The following is a 19256-nucleotide window of genomic DNA, read 5'->3' as shown; positions in this document are numbered from 1 at the left end:
AATGGAAAAATTATACTAATTAGTTCAAATTACCTGATAATCACAGGTAATACTTCATAAAGTGCAATTTTTGTCTGAGATTGAGCATTCAATTGTTCAGGTAGAGCGTGTCAGCTTTTTAATACAGCTTCTTTACTATGTATACTATTTGAGTCTGCTTTAACTGATGGCTTTTTCCAGAATCTGATAGCTGATATAAGACAGATGATACCTGTTCCTAACCAGAAAAAGTCTGTGCCTGCTACATAATATTGTTTGTCGGCCAGTGTTTTCCAGAGCCAATCGTTAGTAATCAATCCATTGGCTAATGGAACCAGTATAGAAAGTACTCCGCCAAGGTACAGATAATTACGGGTCAGCTTCGCTTCCGTTTTCCAGAACAGACCTATAATGGTCAAAGCCAGCCAGGAAAGGAAAAATGTATTATTGACTAAATCGATATGATTAGTTAGATGGGCAGGTATAACCAGCTCTGCAATGAACAGAATAGCCACTGCCGGAAACAGCCCGAAACAAATAGCCAGATAGCTCATAGTTACCCGATGATGAAAGCGCTTTTGCCTGTCGGTATAGCTTTTTTTATTGCGGGCTTCTTTCCAGAGCAAAACCCCGCTGATAATTACAAAACACGTTACTATTGCAAGAAAGAAGTACACAAATTTGAGCAGTATTCCGCCGAAAGTAGCAAAATGCACACCTGCAATACCAAACAATACCGACTGCACATAAGTCTTGTTTCCCGGCATCATATCCACCAGCTTTTTGCCATCTTTTAATTGTATGGAGATCATCCCATCGCCTGAAAAGAAATTTGGGTCCTTGCCATATACAGTCATCAATGCATCTTCGCGGTCATAGTGTTTCAGGCTTATGGTTTTCAGCGTAAATTCCGGGTATTGTAATCGTATTTCATCCAGTGATTTGCTGATTCTGGTGTTGTTTTGGGTCTTGGGAGATTTTTCGTTCAGAACGATAGACTCATTCGGGCGTAGTAACTCCAATACTTTTTTCTGATCTCCCTTGAAAAAAACCATCACTACTGGCAAAAGTATCAGAATAGACAACATATAATAGGCGCCTGTAATGGCATACATCAATTGGAAAGGTAAACCCAGTAAACCCAGAACCGTATGTGAGCTGGTCCAGATTTGTTTTAATGAGCCTTTCAGCGAAAACCCATAGAATTTAGTGACGATGTTCCTCCAGTGAATCAAAACACCCGTAAGCACGGCAAACAAAAAGAACAAAGCTACAAACCCGGAAACATAACGCCCGATATAGAAAGGAACCTGATCGAAGAAGTGCAGGCGATAGAGGGTCTCACCAACGGTGGTTGCCTCTTCGTCGAGTATTAATTCGTTGTTCTGTGGATAATACTGGCCATGAAAATGGTCTTCTTCACTTTTGGTTTTGGGTATCTGGTGGCCGAAAAAACCAATAACCGGTTTATGTTCGGTAGGCGGATAAAGGTATATGTCATCCGTCTGATCAAAAGAGGGATGTTTTGCTTTAATGCTTGTCAGAAGCGCATCATAATCTACAGGTTTCGTAATAGGCTGGCGGGCTTTGGGGTTTTCCCATTGATAAAACTCATCTCTGAATAGTGTGTATGCCCCTGCAAAGAAAATAACATACAAGGCAAAGCTGATTACAATGCCCGAAACCGTGTGGGTATGAAATACAATATTGTAGGCTCTGTTGGGTAGTCCACCTAGTTTCATGAGAATTATCGGATATAAAATATAATGACAGAAAAAACTAAAATAAGAATGATATAAAGGCCGAGTATTTTCCAGGCGCTTTTAGCCAGAAACGGCAGAATCATCAAGACTCCCCAAAGAAAAAAGAGGGTAAATGTAGAGGTAAGCATCACAATGTCTCTCCCTGCTGTCGGCAACAACGCCCCAAGAAACATATGAAATGTGATAGAGAGAAAATACCCGCCTAGAATTGATGTGGCTATTTTAATGGCTCGCTGGCCCGGGCTTGTTAAATATTCTTTTTTTGCTGGCATGTTTCTATGCTACTTATAAGGTTCAGGGTTTTCTGGAAAGATGATCTCTTGACACAAGGGCTATCTGCAGAACTGCAATGGCAAGCATGTATATACTCAATGCAAGCAACAGCCCGCTGGTCCAGCCCCAATCTGCAACAAGCAGGGCGGCACCTGCAAGAATAAAAATAAGGTTTACCCACCGGTTGGTTCTTATATTTTTTATACTTTTTGGAAAGTACTTTGACTTGGAATAATACAATAAGATTCCTGTTGTTATCAAGGCGATAGCAATCATATTTTGGCTTCAATTTTATTTCTGCAAATATTATATTTATTTAGACTAATTCCAAATAATATCATAACTTTGTGTTTTCAAACTAAATTCGGATGAAAACACCACTATTTCTATTATTGCTATTTTCTGCTCAGCTATTATTGGCACAAAATGGGTCTGTTAAGGGACAGATTAAGAGTACTACGGGAGATCCCATTTCTTTCGCAAGCGTATCTTTAAAAAATACAAATAAAGCTTCACTGAGTGATAGTAGCGGAAGATTTGAAATCAAAGGAATATCTTCCGGAGAATATGTTCTGGTAGCCAGTTCCATTGGTTATGAAACCATTGAGAAAAAAATCAGGATTAATGCCAATACTTCTGTTTCTGAGGCGATTACATTGAAAAGTACAGATACCCAGTTGCAGGAAGTAGTGGTTACGCAGGAAAGGCAAAGCAGGGTGCAGGAAACCAGACCCATAGCCATCAAAAGCATTGAAATAAAGAATGTTATCACTCAGAATGTACTGTTGACAGACGTAATAGACCGGGTGTCCGGGGTTAGAATCCGGCGGTCAAGTTCTTTGGGCGACCGCTCTGATATTTCGATTAATGGTATCAGAGGAGATGCCATCAGGGTATATATTGATGGTATACCGATGGAGCTGCTTTACCCGAATTTTGATATTTCGACCCTGCCCATTGGCAATGTGAAGCGACTAGACATTTACAAAGGGGTATTACCGGTAGATGTAGGTACCGATGCACTTGGCGGAGGGATAAACATCATCACCGAGCAAAAATCTCATAATTCATTAAGAGCATCGTACAATATAGGGTCTTTTAACACGCATCTGGCTGATGTAAACCTGAGTCTTACCAACAAGCAGAATTACTTTCTTAATCTTTCAGGTGCGTATAATCATTCAGATAATGATTACACCATGAAAGCCCTGGTCTATGAAACCAACAAAATAGAAAAAGTAAGACGCTTCCATGACAAATTCCAGTTTTTTTACGGAGGTATTACTGCCGGCGTTCATAGCAAACCCTGGGCAGACGAACTGAGACTGACCTTAAACTATTCGAAAGGATACAAAGAACTACAGAATGGTGCCAGAATATCGCATATACCTTATGGGGAAGCAGATTATCATGCTGAAAACGTAGCAGCTACCGTTAAGTACGACAAGTCTTTTCTAAATGAAAAAATAATACTTAAAACCATAGGAAACTGGAGCGACCAGATACTAAACTATAAAGACACCACATCAAACGTATATAGCTGGAGTGGTAAAATAGTAGGGCGTAATACGCCGGGAGAATACACGGCGGACCAGCTAACAGATAATTACAGCCGAAGCTGGATAAACCGCAGCAGCCTTGCGATTCAACTGGCATCCAAGCACAGATTACTTGCGTCTAATCTATATGCCAAACAAAGACTGAAAGGTGTTGACCATCTTGAAAGAGACATTGCTAAAGATTACCTGCGTATACCCCAAACCCTGATGAAAAATATATCGGGGATTCAATACGAGGGTATCTTCTTCTCTCATCTTACCTTATCAGGAGCCATCAAACGCTTTGATTTTACCCTGAATGGAGCTGAAAATAACACGTTCGTGATGGTAAAGAAGAAAGACGGATTCTGGGGTTGGAATGCAGGCTTGAAGTATGACATCAACCAGAGCCTGTTTGCGCGCGTTTCGTATGAAAAAGGATATTTGATTCCGCAGTTTTTTCAGTTTGTGGGCAATGGTGCTGATATTCTTCGTAATACCAATCTACTGCCCGAGAGCAGCAATAATCTGAATGCCGGAGTTTCTTATCTGGATAAATCAAAACGACTAGTCACTTTTTCGGGTGCAGTAAACGGTTTCTACCGCCGTCAGAATGATATTATCTTCTTAGGTTCAAACATTACCAGAATCTACGAAAACGCCGATCAGGTACGAACCCTCGGTACTGAAGGTGAAGCTACCCTAAAATACAATAATGCCTGGAGCTTAAGCACCAATATTACTTTTTTGCGTAAAAACTTCACCAAAGTAAAAGAGGCTAAAAATCAATATATATTGGGAGCCGCATTTCCTAACACGCCCAACTTTTTTGGTAATCTGGAGCTGGCCTGGCAAAAAAATGGCCTGGGCATCAAAAACTCCTTCTTCAGAGCTTATGCTTTTTACAATTATGTAGCTCCGTTTAACCATATCATGATCGGCAAAAACAATAGCATCAAAAGTACTCCTGATGCCTTTGTACCCGTGCAACACAGGGTAGATGTAGGGTGTTCGTACAAATTCCCCAAACAAAACCTGACCGCCTCTATAAACGCATTGAATATTCTGAATGCTGAACTGTTCGATAACTTCCTGGTTCCACGTGCCGGCATCAATTTCAATGCGAAACTAATTTATGAAATCACTAAATTTTAATATCTAATGAAAACCAGACTACTTTTTTTAGCGCTGCTTGTCAGTGCCCTATTTGCTTGCGAGTCAAGCGAACCAGAAGTTACAGAAGAAACGAAGTACTATGAAGACGGCTACGTGATTTCGTCCGTATCAGAAACCACCGGAAATTTCAGTTACTATGCCGGTTACTATCCTACTGCACCATCGGGTAATATTGATATTACAACCAAAGCAAGCTACAACTACCTGTACCCAAGAGCTGTCTGGAAGAATTTTATATTTGGCAATAACCTGAAAGGCGAAAACGTATTATCTAAAATAGCGGTTTCAAAACAGACCGGCAATCTGGTAGAAGTAGCCAATATGCCATTACTCACTTCACTAAACCAGGTTTTAATTATATCAGAAACAGTGGCCGTGTATACTACATGGGACAACAAAGGGGTTACACTTTTTAACCCGACTACCATGCAGAAAATAACAGACATTGATATGTCTAAATCCAAATCAACCGGAGTTAGCCGTGAAAACTACTCACATCTGGTTTACAGAAAACAAGACAATAAACTATTCCTTTTTCTGTTAGCTGACGATAATAAAACCGGACAATTCTATGATATTCTTGATGTGCATGCCGAGGTTGTCAATCTGAACAATAACCAATGGGAAAAAACGCTTACTTTCCCTAACGCTACTTATGCTATTGCAAGAGGTATGGAGAACCCTTTAGTAGACGAACAGGGAAATATATTTGTGATTACACAGGGCCAGTATGGCTTGGACGGGCAACTTGGCCCAAATTCAAGAAAAGGTTCAAGACCTAAAATTTTGAAAATTCCGGCAGGAACAACCGAATTTGACCTAAACTATGCGTTTAATCCGGTAGATAAAATCGGACAAACTAACCTGATGTTTCAATTGGTTCTAGGAGGTGTTTATTACGCTAACGGAATTGCCTACGCGTGTATCTCAGGGCAACAGGATCCTCCGGCTCTATTGGCTCTTATTGCCAAGCTGGCCAATGGTACTATTACAGAGATTGAATACAACCAATTAAGAAGTCTGGCATTTTATGGCGCTAATCAGCGTTGGGCAAAGCTTGATCTGAACGCCCAAACGGTAACTATTATACAGGATATTCCGCTAACAGCAGGGTTTGCGTATCCTAATAACAGCATTGTTAATGGTAAGGTATACCTTCAGACGTATAACGGAGAGCTGAAAATGAATGGTTTCTATGAGCATGATCCGGCAACCGGAACCAGTAAAAAGGTATTTGATTTAACAGCCGGCGGTATGGCCATCAGTTTTATCAAACTCACTAAGTAATCAATATAAAGTAAAAACCCCGCTGTCACCGGCGGGGTTTTGTTTTAGTTCAGCTCCTGTTGCAGCACTTTGAAACTGTAAGCCAGACCCATAGCCACACTATTAAAATTATCTCCCGATTTCACCTTTTCTTCTCCGAAACGCTCAATAAAGATATTCTTCAGCGGGCGCACCATTGAGGTACCCCCTGTCATAAAAATAGCGTCAATATCCTGTGCACCGATTTGGTATTTCTCAAGGAAACCTATCAGGTAGTCTTCAATTTTTTCGAGGTTTTTATCAATGACATGATGCTCAAAATCTTCAATCGTGATATTCTCTTTGAAGCCAATTTCGTGCTGGTAAAACTCGAAAGTAGCCTCATTCTGATGCGTGAGGTCTATTTTGGTCTTTTCAATCTGTTTAAAGAGTACATAACCCAGGTTGTCTTCTATCAGGGTCAACAGGTTTTTTACCTGAGCATTTTTACCCGAAAACACATAAGATTTACCTATGTTGGTTCGCATCCGTAAAGTATCCAGAAAGTTCATTTTTTCCCATGAACAGATATTCTGAAAATAAGACAGAGGTAAATCCAGAAACTTGCCCGGTGTCAGCTCTTCTTTCACTCCCCGGCCAAAGTGCGTGGTGCCTTTGTGCCACATAATATCAGAATCGAAACTATCGCCACCTATATATACACCTCCTTTGGCAATCATATCGGCCTTACGATCAGCCTGATGAATGGCTTCAGGGTTTAGTCGCATCAATGAGAAGTCTGAAGTACCACCCCCAAAGTCGGCTACCAATACCAGTTCCTGTTTGGTAAGCTGGCGTTCATAAGTGAATGCCGCCCCGATAGGCTCCATCTGAAAATAGAACTCGGTGAAACCAGCAATTCTGGCTGCTTTTGACAAGCGTTCCTGTGCCAACGCATCTTTCTCCGGGTTTTCATCAAATACTACCGGCCGACCAATCACCGCAGTAGTGATGTTCTCTCCGAGAAAATCATCAGCCTGCTTTTTCAGATGAATCAGAATCAATGAAACCAAATCTTCAATGGTATAGCGTTTAGCGCCAATACGGGTGTCAACAAAACTTTTATTGGGCAACACTTTTTTGATTGATTTCATGAAACGCCCTTTTCTGCGGCTTTCTACATATCGCTCTACTGCTTCGTTGCCTATTGAGAAGGCAAGGGCGTCTTCCGGTTTACCTGTATCAGGGAAAAACAACAGGGAAGGAGTAGTAAATAGTTTGACAATGTTGTTTGTTGTGGTATCCAGAATAACAAGGGCAGAATTAGTAGTGCCAAAATCAATTCCGTAAATAAACTGACTCATGAGTGAAAATTCGGTGAAAATGTAAGTGGGGAAAGACACAACAGCGAAATTGAGGAAAAAAGTTTCCTGCGATGAAATAAAATTCAGTGTCGGATAATTTGTATAAGAACAGAACGTAAAGAATAAATGTAGTCTATGCGCCATGCCATCAACGGCGTTGGTGGATGAAAGTAAGGTCTTCGTCTAAATTCAAATAAGATATAAACGGTAAACAAAAAATAGAAGATATATTTATACCCTGAACCATGCCCAAAGGTATAGCGATAGTGGTATCAGTCAGATTCAATCAATGTTGCCTGTATACTTAAATTAAGAAGATGCGTATATTGCATTGAATTTAAAAAAACACAACGCTGTTACTATTTATGTTGGCCGTTACAACCCTTAATTGGCATTTTTAATTCTAAAATTTAATATGAAAAAAACGACACTACTTTCATTAGCTTTTTTCACTGTTACTTATGTTTCATTTGGTCAGGGTTCTTCTGCCTCTGTTGAAACCAAAGCACCGAATTCGACTTATAAATCTGCGTTTCCGGGACAAACAAGAATTGGCGTTGTAAAAACAAAAACCCCTTACGGATTCAAAGTACTTACCGAAGGATTGACTTTTCCCTGGGGTGTTACGAGTCTTCCGGATGGTAGATTATTGATTACCGAAAAAGGCGGGAATCTGCGTATCGCCAAAACAACAGGAGAGTTAAGCAAACCTATCACAGGTTTGCCGGAGGTAAATTCTAATGCGCAGGGTGGGCTGCTTGGCATTACAATCGACCCTGACTTTGCGAAAAACCGCATGGTTTATTGGACATTCTCTGAAAATGTAGAAGGAGGTACGCATACCTCAGTAGCGAAAGGTAAACTATCGGCCGACGAATCGAAAATTGAAGGGGCTACGGTAATCTACCGTGCGACACCGGCACATAAAGGAACATTACACTACGGTGGCCGTATTCTTTTTGACAAAAGTGGTAACCTTTTCATAAGTACAGGTGAACGCTCTGATTTGGTTACTCGTCCGCAAGCACAAGCACTTAATTCGAGTCTGGGAAAAATAATACATATTACTACCGATGGAAAACCTGTAAAGGGCAACCCATTTGAAGGCAAAGAAGGCGCGAAACCTGAATTGTATTCATACGGACACCGCAATGTGCAGGGGTTAGCGTTCCATCCGGTTACGGGTGAGCTTTTCTCAAACGAATTTGGTCCGAGAGGTGGAGATGAGATAAACCATGTTCGTGCAGGTAAAAACTATGGTTGGCCAACCATTACTTACGGAATCGAATATAGTGGCAAAACAGTTGGTGAGGCCATTCAACAAAAAGAAGGCATGGAGCAACCGGTTTACTATTGGGATCCATCGGTATCTCCAAGCGGTATGACTTTCTATAGTGGAAACATGATACCGGAATGGAAAAATAACCTTTTCGTGGGTTGTTTGAGCGGCATGCACATTGCGCGTTTGGTGATAGAAAACAATAAAGTGGTGGGTGAAGAGCGTTTGCTTTCTGAAGAATACCAACGTTTCCGTGATGTAACCCAAGGCAAAGACGGTGCTTTATATGCTGTTACAGATCAGGGAAGATTGTACAGAATCGCGAAGAAATAAGTTATCATTACTAAAAATATCCTCTGGCGACCAGAGGATATTTTTTTATTCATATTTAACCGCTGCACAAGAAAAAGATACTTCAAAACCATTCAAATCTTTAAAAGAAACAACTTTTCTCCCATAAAAAGTCTCAGGTTCTATATCTATTTTCACGCTTTTGCTTTTTAGCATTTCAATAATCTCATCAACGGTCTCAACATTGAACCACAAGCTGGTATCTTTCTTTTCAGGAATGATAGCTCTTTCATCCGGACCAAGCATAAAAGTCGCTCCTTCCCAATTTATTTCAGCCCAATTAAGTTCGAAACCCGGCTCCCAGATATGATTGGTAGCCGTGCACTGAAAGCCGATATACTCATACCATTGTATGGTAGCGGCAATGTCTGTAACTTTTAAAAAAGGAACACATTGTGCCATAGCATCAAGGTTTTGTTAAAATAAAATCAAGATGAAATATTTTCTGCAAAAGCTTTTAATGCAATTGTCGGCTTACCCAATTCTTCCCATGTCCGGATGGCTTCAAACTTTTCCGGGTATTTATTCAAAGCCGTTACAATGTGATAGCCGTAATTGAATTTCTGGCTTAAAGAACCCATCAGTTTCATCATAAACATAGGCGCCCACATGGTGTGCAGTTTTTCTTTGGTATAATGTTTCACAAATAGTTTGGCGGCGGCATCCTGTGTATAGGCTTCTGTGCCCTGTATTACATATTCTTTGTTTTCGTCTTTCAGTATTTTAAATGAAGCAGCTACTTGTCTGGCATAATCTTCCGCAGCTATATAGTAGAGCGGATATTCTGATTTGCCTCCCAGAGCAATCATGTTGCCTTGTCTGGACTGATAAAAAATGCTTTCCATAAAAGTAGACGGATAAAAGATAGTATATGGAATACCCGACGCCTTGATTTTTCTGACCGCCTCCTGCTTGATTCGGAACACCCACCAGTCGAAACCATTCATGCCCTGATACAGATGCACTAAAGATGAAAGATAGCCAATTCTTTTGATGCCCTCGCGTTGAGCCACAGCAATAACGGTATCAATACCTTGCTGCTCTGCATGCCAGTCAGATTCCTTTTCAGTTTGAAGAATAGAAAGGCTCAGGAAGATACCGTCTTGCCCATGGGTGGCCTTTTCAACATCGGCTTCGTTGCGTAAATCACCCTTGATAATAGTTGCCTGCGGGAACAATTTAGTGGCTTGCGGCTTATTTCTAACCAGAACAGTTACCTCAAAACCGGCTTGTATTAAGGCTTTAGTAACGGGCTTTCCTAAGAGCCCGGTTGAACCAAAAACAACTATCTTTTTCATGCCCGAATAATTGATTTTTCTTTATTTCAAAGGTATTTTATTTAGCAATCCGAGTCAAACAAAATTTAGACGGAGGCATTTTTTATTTATCTTTACCACCGGAAAAACTAAAGAAAATCAGATGAACTACATTGTTTTTGACGACAATCAGATAAGAAATCAACTTAAACCATTTACGTTTACCAAACCCGTGGCCGGAATCAGGTGTGGGATTCTTACCATTGCCGAAAAGTGGGAAAGGGTATTGAATACAACGGTTTTTTTTCTTACCGAAAACTACCTGCAAGGTAAGTTCGAACACATCAGTACTGATAATAATCTATACCTTAACGGAGGCGTATGTCCCAATGACCAGCTTCTCACAGAAATCAATCAACTGAATAATGGAGAGATGCTGATATCAGGCGATACCGCTATCGCCATTAAAACCGCAGAAAAACTAAGCTTCCCGATAGATTACACCCAATTTTCAATTAAAGAACTATCAGAACAAAATCTTGTTGTTATACAAAATCTACCGGATATTTATCTGAATAACGGCGGACAAATCAAATCTGACTTTTCATTAATTACCAAAGGCAGACAATCGAAATTTATTACCGATCCGTTTACGCGTATTTATGCGCCCGAAAATGTCTTTGTAGAAGAAGGTGCCAACATTAAGGCCGCCATTATCAATGCAGAAAACGGGCCAGTATATATTGGTAAAAATGCAACTGTTCAGGAGGGAGCTATCATTATTGGTCCCTTTTCAGCCGATAAGGGAAGCATTGTGGCTTGGGGTAGTAAAATGAGAGCTAATACAACATTGGGGCCATTTTGCAGGGCCGGGGGAGAAGTTGGTAATTCTATCTTATCGGCCTATAGTAATAAAGCACACGATGGTTTTCTGGGTAATTCGGTGATCGGCGAATGGTGTAACCTGGGAGCCAATACCAACAATTCTAACCTGAAAAACGATTATACAGACGTAAAACTGTATAGTTATGTAACCGGACAGCTAGAAAAAAGCGGTGAGTTGTTCTGCGGATTGTTCATGGGTGACTACACCAAGGCGGGTATCAGCACCATGTTTAATACCGGCACAGTGGCAGGCGTATGTGCTAATATTTTCGGAGCGGGTTTTCAGAACAAACATATACCCTCTTTCAAATGGGGTGGTGCCGATTCAGGCTATGAACCTTATCGTTTCGAAAAAGCCATTCAGGTGATAAACGAAACCATGAAAAGGAGGGAAAAGGAACTTTCTGCGGTCGACCTACAAATCCTGCAATACATTCATGAGACGGAATCGTCTATTTGATGAGAATGTCTTAACTTTGCGCTATGCTTTTTCGCGAAATCACAGGTCTTGACGATATCAAACAGTCACTTATTGGTACCATAACCAATAATCATGTGGCGCATGCCCAGTTGTTTCACGGAAACGAAGGAACAGCGAATCTGGCATTGGCGTTGGCTTACGCTACCTATATTAACTGTGAAGACAAACAATCGGATGATGCCTGCGGGCGCTGTGCAAGCTGCGCAAAAATGAGTAAACTGGCGCATCCGGATGTCAGCTATCTTTTCCCGACGGCAGGGGGTAAAAGTGTACTATCTGAGAACTTTATGTCTCAATGGCGGGACTTTGTTAAAGAAACACCATACGGCAACCTTTCTGACTGGCTTGAGAAAATAGGAGTAAAGCAGGGGAATATCCCTGCTGAAGAAGCCCGTCAGTTGATTCAGAAGCTTTCGTTGAAATCTTATGAAGGAGGATATAAGATTGTTATCATCTGGCAGGCGGAATATCTGCACAATACAACCGCCAATGCCTTATTGAAGATTCTGGAAGAACCACCCGAGCAGACCCTGTTTCTGCTGGTGGTAAGTAGCATGGAGCGTTTACTGACCACCATTATTTCCCGTACGCAACGCGTAGCTGTCAGGAACTTTACAGAGCAGGAAACAATCAGTTATTTGTCAGCAGGCAAGGAGGTTCCACCGGAAAGAGCCAGACAGATTGCCTTTTTAGCAGAAGGTAATATACACAGGGCACTTGAAATAGTAGATAAATCGGATGATGACGATCATGCCTGGTTTGTAAATTGGATGCGGATGTGCTATGCAAAAAATCTGCAGAAACTGGTGCCGATGGCCGACGAGTTTGATACTAAAACCAAGGAACAACAAAAAGCGATGCTGGAGTATGGTCTGAGCATGTTCAGAGAAATTTTCTTATATACCAATGGCGGGGGAAGTCTTATCAGACTGGAGAACGACGAACTGGTATTTGTACAAAGGTTCTCTTCTGCAATTAACCTCAATAATCTGGAACACATAACCGGGATATTCAGCGAATCGCATTATCATATTGAAAGAAACGCCAGGGCTAAAATAGTTTTTTTAGATATTTCGTTAATGATTGCCCGTTTAATGGCAAAAGCATAAATAGCATAGGTATATGAAAATAAAAATTGGTACCCGCGGCAGTAAATTGGCTTTATGGCAGGCTTATTATGTAGAAGATAAGCTGAAAGCTAAAGGAGTAGACACAGAGATAGTAATTATTGAAACCAAGGGAGATAAAATATTAGACCGCTCTTTGTCTAAAATCGGCAGTAAGGGAGTTTTTACAGAAGAACTGGAAGACCAGCTTCGCAGTGGTGAAATAGACATAGCGGTTCATTCGGCAAAAGATTTGCAATCAGAACTGGAGTCAGATCTCGAAATTATAGCCTTTACCGAACGCGAACAAGTGAACGATGTGCTTGTGAGTTTCAATCAACAATTGTCATTGCAAAGCGGTGAATCTTTTGTGATAGGTACCTCTTCCACCCGCAGGGTAGCCATGCTGAAATATTATTATCCGCATATTAGGGTGGTAGATATGCGCGGTAACCTGCAGACACGTTTACGTAAACTGGAAGAAAAACACTGTGATGCCCTTTTGCTGGCTTATGCCGGTGTACACCGCATGCATTATGACGAGCTGATAGCAGAGCATCTGCCGCTTAATGAATTTGTGCCACCGGTAGGGCAGGGTTGTGTGGCCATTGAAGCATCGAAAGATTTAGCCGACGAAAAAAAGTTGATGATAAAGCTTTTAATTAATGATGCCCAGACCGAGAAGTGTCTGCTGGCCGAAAGAGCTTACCTGAAAAGGCTGCAGGGAGGCTGTTCGATTCCTTCTTTTGGCAAAGCATCTCTTGAATCGAATGAGCGAGGGGGCGTTCATTTAAAAATGACAGCCGGACTCATCAGCCTGGATGGAACAAAACTTATTAAGGTAGAAGAAGAAACAACTGTTGATGACCCCGAAGGCCTGGGTATACAAGTGGCTGAAAATGTTTTAGCTAAGGGAGGAACAGAAATATTAAGAGAGATAAGAGAAAAATTACGGAATTAGCTCAAAAGCCCACGTAGTAGAATGGGCTTTCTTTATTTGTATTCGTGACAAATTCCGCCTGATTGTTTTATTTTACCAGCTTTTAGACACTCGGCTGCCCTCTTCAGTGTTTTCTATTTTTAAGAAAGTCTGTATTTCCTGCTGCAATTCTTCCACGTGCGAAATGATACCTACTATTCGATTTTCTTTACGAAGCGATTTCAAGGTTTCAAAAACTATCTGCAGAGACTCTTTATCCAAAGAGCCGAACCCTTCATCAAGAAAAAAGAAATTATGGCGTGACTGAACACGGGTATGAATATTATCTGCCAATGCCAATGCTAAAGACAAAGCCGCCTGAAACTTTTGCCCGCCCGAGAGGGTTTTGAGCAATCGGGTTTTGCCGCTATTCAGCAAGTCTCGTACTTCAAAATCATTATCGGCATTTACTTCTAAATGCAACTGATGGCGTGTCATGCGGTGAAAACGTTCATTGGCCGCATTAGCCAGGTTTTTCAGATAAATACTTGATACAAAATCTACAAACCCATTGGCCTTAAACAGCTTTTGAAGGGTATCCAGGTTATCTTTTCTTATTTCCAGCCTTTTCTTTTCGGCAGTGAGTATCTGTCTGTTTTTGAGATTTTCGATAGCGCTCTGAATCTCTTTTTCCAGACTTCCTTCCTCTTTCTTTAATTCAGTAAACCGTGCTTCGCTTACTTTAATGGCCTCCTTAATCAGAGTATGTTTCTCCGGCTCATATTGTTTGCCTTGCGCATCTTTTGATAGTTGTTCAAGTGTTTGTAAAGTGGCCAGCAATTCTGTCTGAAAGCTCTGAATCTCCTGTCGCTCTTTTTCAATGGTCAGGTTTTGTTTCAGAATCTCCGCTACTTCTGTTTCAGTTTCGAAACCATCTTGTTTTAATTGTATCCCGATATTATACCGTATCGTCTCCAGAGCCTTTGCATGATTGTCAAGGTTAGACAATAAAGTTTTCAAAACACCTTCAGTTGTTTTTATTAAACCTTCTACAGCACGGTGTTCAGCATCGAGCTGATTAAAACTCTCAACAATTTTTTTATGGTCACTTTCTGCTTTAATCTGTTGAGCTTCTATTTCTTCAATGCTTTTCTCTTCAAAATCACCCGGGATTAGTTGTTTCAATTGACCTGACAATATCGATTTTTGTGCCTCAATACCAGCCAGTTGTTCAGCAAGTTTGGCCAACCCTTTTTCAAATTTTTCGGTTTTCTCAGCATTTTCCTTTTCAATCTGCACACCGAAAAGTTTAATTTGAGCTTCTGCCTGTTCTAATTCAGCTTTCAGACTTTCTTTCTTCTGAACAATCGCACTGATTTTTGCATCAAAATCCTCATCTGAATTAAGGATTTCCGGATGATGCACCGAACCACAGAGAGGGCAGGGTTCGTTATCCTTTAGTGCATCAGCAAACTTTTGTAATGATCTCTGCACCCGTAGATGCACCAGGTCTTCTTCCAGTTTCAGTTCGGTTTTTTGTTCCTTTAGCTCTGTCTTTCTTTTTTCAAGATTGATTTCTACCGTATTTTTATCGTTCAGAAGCTTTTGTATACCCTCTTCTTTTGCTTTTATTAGGTCCTTCCCGTTTGCTATTCTTTCCTCAAGTTTAGTTCTTTCTTTTTCTATGGTTTTCAGACTTTTCAAAGTATTAAGTTCTTTAGCTTTCTCGACATATTCATCCCGTTTATCATAAAAGGGCCTGATTTTATGGAGTTCTGCCAAAATATTCTGAAAACGAATCTGTTTATCTGCCAGTAAGGTTTGGTTAGCACTGATTTCTGACTTTTCGCGATTATATTCTCTTTCTTTAATTATTTTCTGGTCAAATAAAGATTTAAAATTCAGCACGCATTTTTCATAGAGCTTCAATTTATCTTCCCGCATTTTAAACCAGTTTTCTTTCTCTTTCAGTATATCCAGTTTTTGGGTAGTAGTACTCAGGTTGGCAAACAGTTTAAAGAGCTCATCCTGCTTTTTTTCTTCATTTCGCTGGAGTGTGAGTTCGGTTTCAAGGTTTTTGCTCAGTTCTTTTTTCTGCTGTAAATCCTGTTCCCTTTTGGCAATGCTTTCGGGGGTGTCTTCGCCTAAACTTAATAGCTGCCCTTCTATTCGCTGTAATTCCTGCCCGTTCCGTTCAGTTAAACGCTTGTTTTTTTCGGCGAGATCGAACCGTTCCAACCCAAAAAGGACTTTCATCATTTCAGAACGCTCCCGGCCTTTTAATTCAATAAACTCCTGAAAATTACCCTGCGGAATAATTACCGTGCGCCGGAAATTCTCATAGCTTAAACCTATCACCTTTTCAGTTACTTCGTCGATCGAAATGGGCATCCATGTTTCATTGAGCCATTGATAAACCTTTCGCTCAACCTTTACGTCTCTGAAATTCCGGCTGTTACGTCGACCCTGAACAACAAAGCGATATTTGTTATCTTCTTTTCCGGCCAGACAAGTAAAATCTATGAGCAGTTCATCAGAACTCAGGTTGGTCATGTTATAGTAACGCTCATCGCCTGATTTATTCAAGCGTTCAGTGTCGCCATACAGTGCAAAAACGATGGCCTCAAGAATAGAAGACTTACCGCTCCCCACCGAACCGAAGATACCAAACAAAGAAGCCTCAGTAAGATTGAAAAAATCAATCTCCTGCTGGGTTTTATAAGAATAGAGCCCTTTTATTTTAAGATATTGAGGAATCATACATCTAATCAGTTTTTGTTATTCATCTCCTTCCGCCAGCACCTCTTTTAAAAGCAACATCAGTTCGTTTGACACTTCCTGCCCTTTTTTGCTTTTAAAATACTCCTCAAAGAGTTTTTCCACACTCATCGAAAGATCGATTCTTGTAGTATCAAGAGAATTGTCATTCAGGTTCTTGATTTCCGGGATTATCTGAATCAGGCCGTTGTGAGCATCCAATAAACGCTTTTTCTCGGTTGCCTCCAGGTATTTATCAGAAACAATAGTGAGTTGAACCAGCGCATCAGTGTTTTCCTGAAGCCATACCAGTGCCTCATCTATAGTTTCGCATCGTTTTCTCAACAGCACTTTTCCTTTAGTAAGCGCAATGGGTTTATATGTGCCTAATTTACCCATTTCTGCTTCAATGAGTACCACATACTTGGTTTGATTGGCCTCTGAAAAACTGTAAGCAAGTGGGCTGCTCGAATAAATCACAGGTGCGGGAACAGTGTCAATTTCCTGATAGCGATGTAGGTGCCCCAAGGCTACATAATGCACCTGTGGGGGCACATTTTCAGAGTAAATGGCAGAGGCTCCGCCAATATGTAAAATCGGTCTTTCGTCTTCCGGTTCTTCCGGCATTTCTCCGCCTTTTTTCATAAAAAAAAGGTGAGTTGCCAACAAGTTAAAACCCTGATCGTCCAGATATTTATCTGCCAGTGTTTGCCAATGGTTTTGCAGATGAGCACGAAGACCTTCATCGGTTTCGGTTATGCCCAGAAAGGTTTTCAGGCGTTGTTCATTGGCATAGGGAGTCAACAAAATACGCAGCGGGAAATCGTTGCCGGGTATCTGCAATTCAATGAAACCGTTGTCAACTTTTGTAAGTTCAAGCCCGGCGCGGGTTTTAAAAGGTTTGACACGCATATTCGGAAACCCGACAAAGATTATTCCACAGGCCCGTGCCAGGGCATCGGGCACTTCAATGCGTTCGGGGGAGTCATGATTACCGGCAATGGCCACCACCGCACGGCTCCCATTGGCTGATAACCTGTGAAGGGTAGCATATAATAACTCCATCGCTTCCGACGACGGGTTGAAATTATCGAATAGGTCTCCAGCTACAATAACTGCATCAACCGCCTCACGCTCGGCAACTTCACATATTTCCTGCAAAACTTCCCGTTGCTCTTCCAGGCGCAGGTAATTATCCAGCCTTTTCCCTAAATGCCAGTCGGCAGTGTGTAAAATTTTCATGGGTTTGTTTAGATTGTTGAACCTACCCCGATTTGCTTTGAGGGTATTAAACACAAAAGCCACTTATTTCATAAATGAGTGGCTTTAAAACGGGCATCAGTAAGTACTGATATCAAGTTTTTACCATCTCAAGAATATCATCAATATATTCGCGCGAATTACTCAGGCGTGGTACTTTGTTTTGTCCACCCAGCTTCCCCCGTTTCGACATCCATTGATAGAACGTACCATTTTCTACAAAATGTACTTTAGGAGCCAGCAGGGCCATATCTTTATAACGTTTGGCATCATAATCTGAATTAACCTTTCGCAGGGTTTCATCCAGAATCTGCACAAAAAGGCGTTCATCATCCGGTTGTTTCGAAAACTCAACTATCCATTCGTGGCAACCCTTGTTGCCCTCACCCATGTAGACAGGACCGGCAGTATAATCAACCATAGTTACTCCGGTTGCAACGCAGGCTTCTGTAATGGCCACATCTGCATTTTCTATAACAACCTCTTCACCAAATGCATTAATAAAATGCTTGGTGCGGCCGCTTACTTTAATTCTAAACGGATACTTAGAGGTAAACTTCACAGTATCTCCTATTTTATATCGCCATAAACCTGCATTGGTCGAAATCACCAGTGCATAGTTTTTGTCCAGTTCTACTTCATCAAGCAACAACGTTTTCGGATGGTCTTTATCCCATTCTTCCATCGGTATAAACTCATAGAAAACACCGTAGTCGAGCATTAATAACATTTCACCTACTCTTCCAAGTTCATCCTGTATGGCAAAAAAGCCTTCAGAGGCGTTGTAGGTCTCCATATAAGCCACCTGGTCAGATGGAAAGAATTTCTTCTTAAACAGCTCCCGATAAGGCTGAAAAGCAACAGCGCCATGCACAAATACTTCGAAGTTTTCCCACACTTCCAGCATGTTTTTCTTCCCTGCGCGTTCCATAATGTTTTCAAGCAACACGACTGTCCACGTCGGTACGCCGAGAATACTTGTTACGTTCTCCTGCGAGCAAATTTCTATCATTTGCTGCATTTTGTCTTCCCAGCTTTCCATCAGCGCTACATCGATGGGCGGAGTGCGGATAAAATCTGCCCAGGTAGGCAGGTTTTTCATGATTACCGCTGATATATCGCCTGCCTGCGTATTTGGATTAAATGGATTTTTATGAAGCGTTCCTCCTATAGATAAACCTTTGCCTTCAAAAAGCCGGGTGTCTGGACGGTTGTTCAGATACAACGTCATCACGTCTTTACCCCCTCTGTAATGGCAGTCTTCCAGTGATTCTTCAGAAACCGGCAGAAACTTGCTGCGCGAATTGGTAGTGCCTGATGATTTTGAAAACCATTTGATATCTGACGACCATAGCACGTTCTGTTCGCCTTTCAATACCCTTTCTATATACGGATAAAGCTCTTCGTAAGTAGAAATCGGTACCCGCTCCTGAAAATCCTTAATAGTTTCTATGCTTCCATAGCCATATTTCAGCCCCCATTCTGTATAGCGGGCATTTTCTACAAGCTCATGAAAAATACGTTGCTGGGTTTCAATGGGGTATTGCAAAAACTCTTCAATGCGCTCAATACGCCTCTTGATAAAAAAACCGAGTATGTCGTTTAAAATGCTCACACCAAATAA

The 19256-nt window shown here is 41.2% G+C and carries 15 protein-coding genes; 6 read left to right on the top strand and 9 right to left on the bottom strand.

The window, feature by feature from the left end; genetic code table 11:
• Window positions 1-110 precede the first annotated feature (110 nt).
• The 3 genes from AC1RRY_RS14055 to AC1RRY_RS14045 are packed head-to-tail and all read right to left on the bottom strand — an operon-like array spanning window position 111 to window position 2291.
• Window positions 111-1721, bottom strand: coding sequence for a PepSY-associated TM helix domain-containing protein (locus AC1RRY_RS14055; protein WP_492819741.1), 1611 nt, complete (start codon window positions 1719-1721; stop codon window positions 111-113).
• Window positions 1722-1726: 5 nt separating this feature from the next.
• A complete protein-coding gene (locus tag AC1RRY_RS14050) occupies window positions 1727-2014 on the bottom strand; it encodes a hypothetical protein (RefSeq protein ID WP_492819743.1) in 288 nt (95 codons plus the stop codon).
• A 22-nt stretch (window positions 2015-2036) separates the two neighbouring features.
• A complete protein-coding gene (locus AC1RRY_RS14045) occupies window positions 2037-2291 on the bottom strand; it encodes a hypothetical protein (RefSeq protein WP_492819745.1) in 255 nt (84 codons plus the stop codon).
• 92 nt (window positions 2292-2383) lie between these two features.
• Between AC1RRY_RS14045 and AC1RRY_RS14040 the strand changes: the two genes are divergently transcribed.
• Together AC1RRY_RS14040 and AC1RRY_RS14035 are read left to right on the top strand one after the other, a co-directional pair.
• Window positions 2384-4708 (top strand): TonB-dependent receptor, encoded by a 2325-nt coding sequence (locus tag AC1RRY_RS14040; RefSeq protein WP_492819747.1) that lies wholly within the window; start codon window positions 2384-2386, stop codon window positions 4706-4708.
• A 6-nt stretch (window positions 4709-4714) separates the two neighbouring features.
• Entirely contained in the window at window positions 4715-6016 is a 1302-nt protein-coding gene (locus AC1RRY_RS14035; protein WP_492819749.1) for a DUF4374 domain-containing protein, read from the top strand.
• Window positions 6017-6060: 44 nt separating this feature from the next.
• Here the strand turns inward: AC1RRY_RS14035 and AC1RRY_RS14030 are convergent, their stop codons facing one another.
• Window positions 6061-7338 (bottom strand): Hsp70 family protein, encoded by a 1278-nt coding sequence (locus AC1RRY_RS14030; protein WP_492819751.1) that lies wholly within the window; start codon window positions 7336-7338, stop codon window positions 6061-6063.
• 415 nt (window positions 7339-7753) lie between these two features.
• On the opposite strand from AC1RRY_RS14030, the gene AC1RRY_RS14025 reads away from it, so the two are divergent.
• Window positions 7754-8950 (top strand): PQQ-dependent sugar dehydrogenase, encoded by a 1197-nt coding sequence (locus tag AC1RRY_RS14025; RefSeq protein ID WP_492819753.1) that lies wholly within the window; start codon window positions 7754-7756, stop codon window positions 8948-8950.
• 45 nt (window positions 8951-8995) lie between these two features.
• Here AC1RRY_RS14025 and AC1RRY_RS14020 read toward each other — a convergent pair whose 3' ends face one another.
• Complete coding sequence (locus tag AC1RRY_RS14020) at window positions 8996-9370, bottom strand: VOC family protein (RefSeq protein ID WP_492819755.1); 375 nt, start codon at window positions 9368-9370, stop codon at window positions 8996-8998.
• Window positions 9371-9396: 26 nt separating this feature from the next.
• A complete protein-coding gene (locus tag AC1RRY_RS14015; RefSeq protein WP_492819757.1) occupies window positions 9397-10266 on the bottom strand; it encodes an SDR family oxidoreductase in 870 nt (289 codons plus the stop codon).
• A 121-nt stretch (window positions 10267-10387) separates the two neighbouring features.
• On the opposite strand from AC1RRY_RS14015, the gene AC1RRY_RS14010 reads away from it, so the two are divergent.
• The 3 genes from AC1RRY_RS14010 to hemC are packed head-to-tail and all read left to right on the top strand — an operon-like array spanning window position 10388 to window position 13657.
• Entirely contained in the window at window positions 10388-11569 is a 1182-nt protein-coding gene (locus AC1RRY_RS14010; protein WP_492819759.1) for a putative sugar nucleotidyl transferase, read from the top strand.
• A gap of 23 nt (window positions 11570-11592) precedes the next feature.
• Complete coding sequence (gene holB / locus AC1RRY_RS14005; RefSeq protein ID WP_492819761.1) at window positions 11593-12699, top strand: DNA polymerase III subunit delta'; 1107 nt, start codon at window positions 11593-11595, stop codon at window positions 12697-12699.
• Window positions 12700-12712: 13 nt separating this feature from the next.
• Window positions 12713-13657 carry a hydroxymethylbilane synthase gene (gene hemC / locus AC1RRY_RS14000; RefSeq protein ID WP_492819763.1) on the top strand — a complete coding sequence of 315 codons (945 nt, stop codon included), beginning with the start codon at window positions 12713-12715 and terminating at the stop codon, window positions 13655-13657.
• Between the two features lie 72 nt (window positions 13658-13729).
• Here hemC and AC1RRY_RS13995 read toward each other — a convergent pair whose 3' ends face one another.
• From AC1RRY_RS13995 to AC1RRY_RS13985, 3 genes are all read right to left on the bottom strand, one after another.
• On the bottom strand, window positions 13730-16375 hold the full coding sequence (locus AC1RRY_RS13995; protein ID WP_492819765.1) for an AAA family ATPase: 2646 nt from the start codon (window positions 16373-16375) through the stop codon (window positions 13730-13732).
• An 18-nt stretch (window positions 16376-16393) separates the two neighbouring features.
• Window positions 16394-17614: a metallophosphoesterase family protein gene (locus tag AC1RRY_RS13990; protein WP_492819767.1), complete on the bottom strand. Its 1221-nt coding sequence runs from the start codon at window positions 17612-17614 to the stop codon at window positions 16394-16396.
• A gap of 112 nt (window positions 17615-17726) precedes the next feature.
• Complete coding sequence (locus tag AC1RRY_RS13985) at window positions 17727-19247, bottom strand: GH3 auxin-responsive promoter family protein (protein ID WP_492819769.1); 1521 nt, start codon at window positions 19245-19247, stop codon at window positions 17727-17729.
• Window positions 19248-19256 lie beyond the last annotated feature (9 nt).

The sequence above is a fragment of the Emticicia sp. GW821-FHT11C11 genome (genome assembly GCF_058808615.1).
This window is presented reverse-complemented; position numbering and strand designations above follow the sequence as displayed.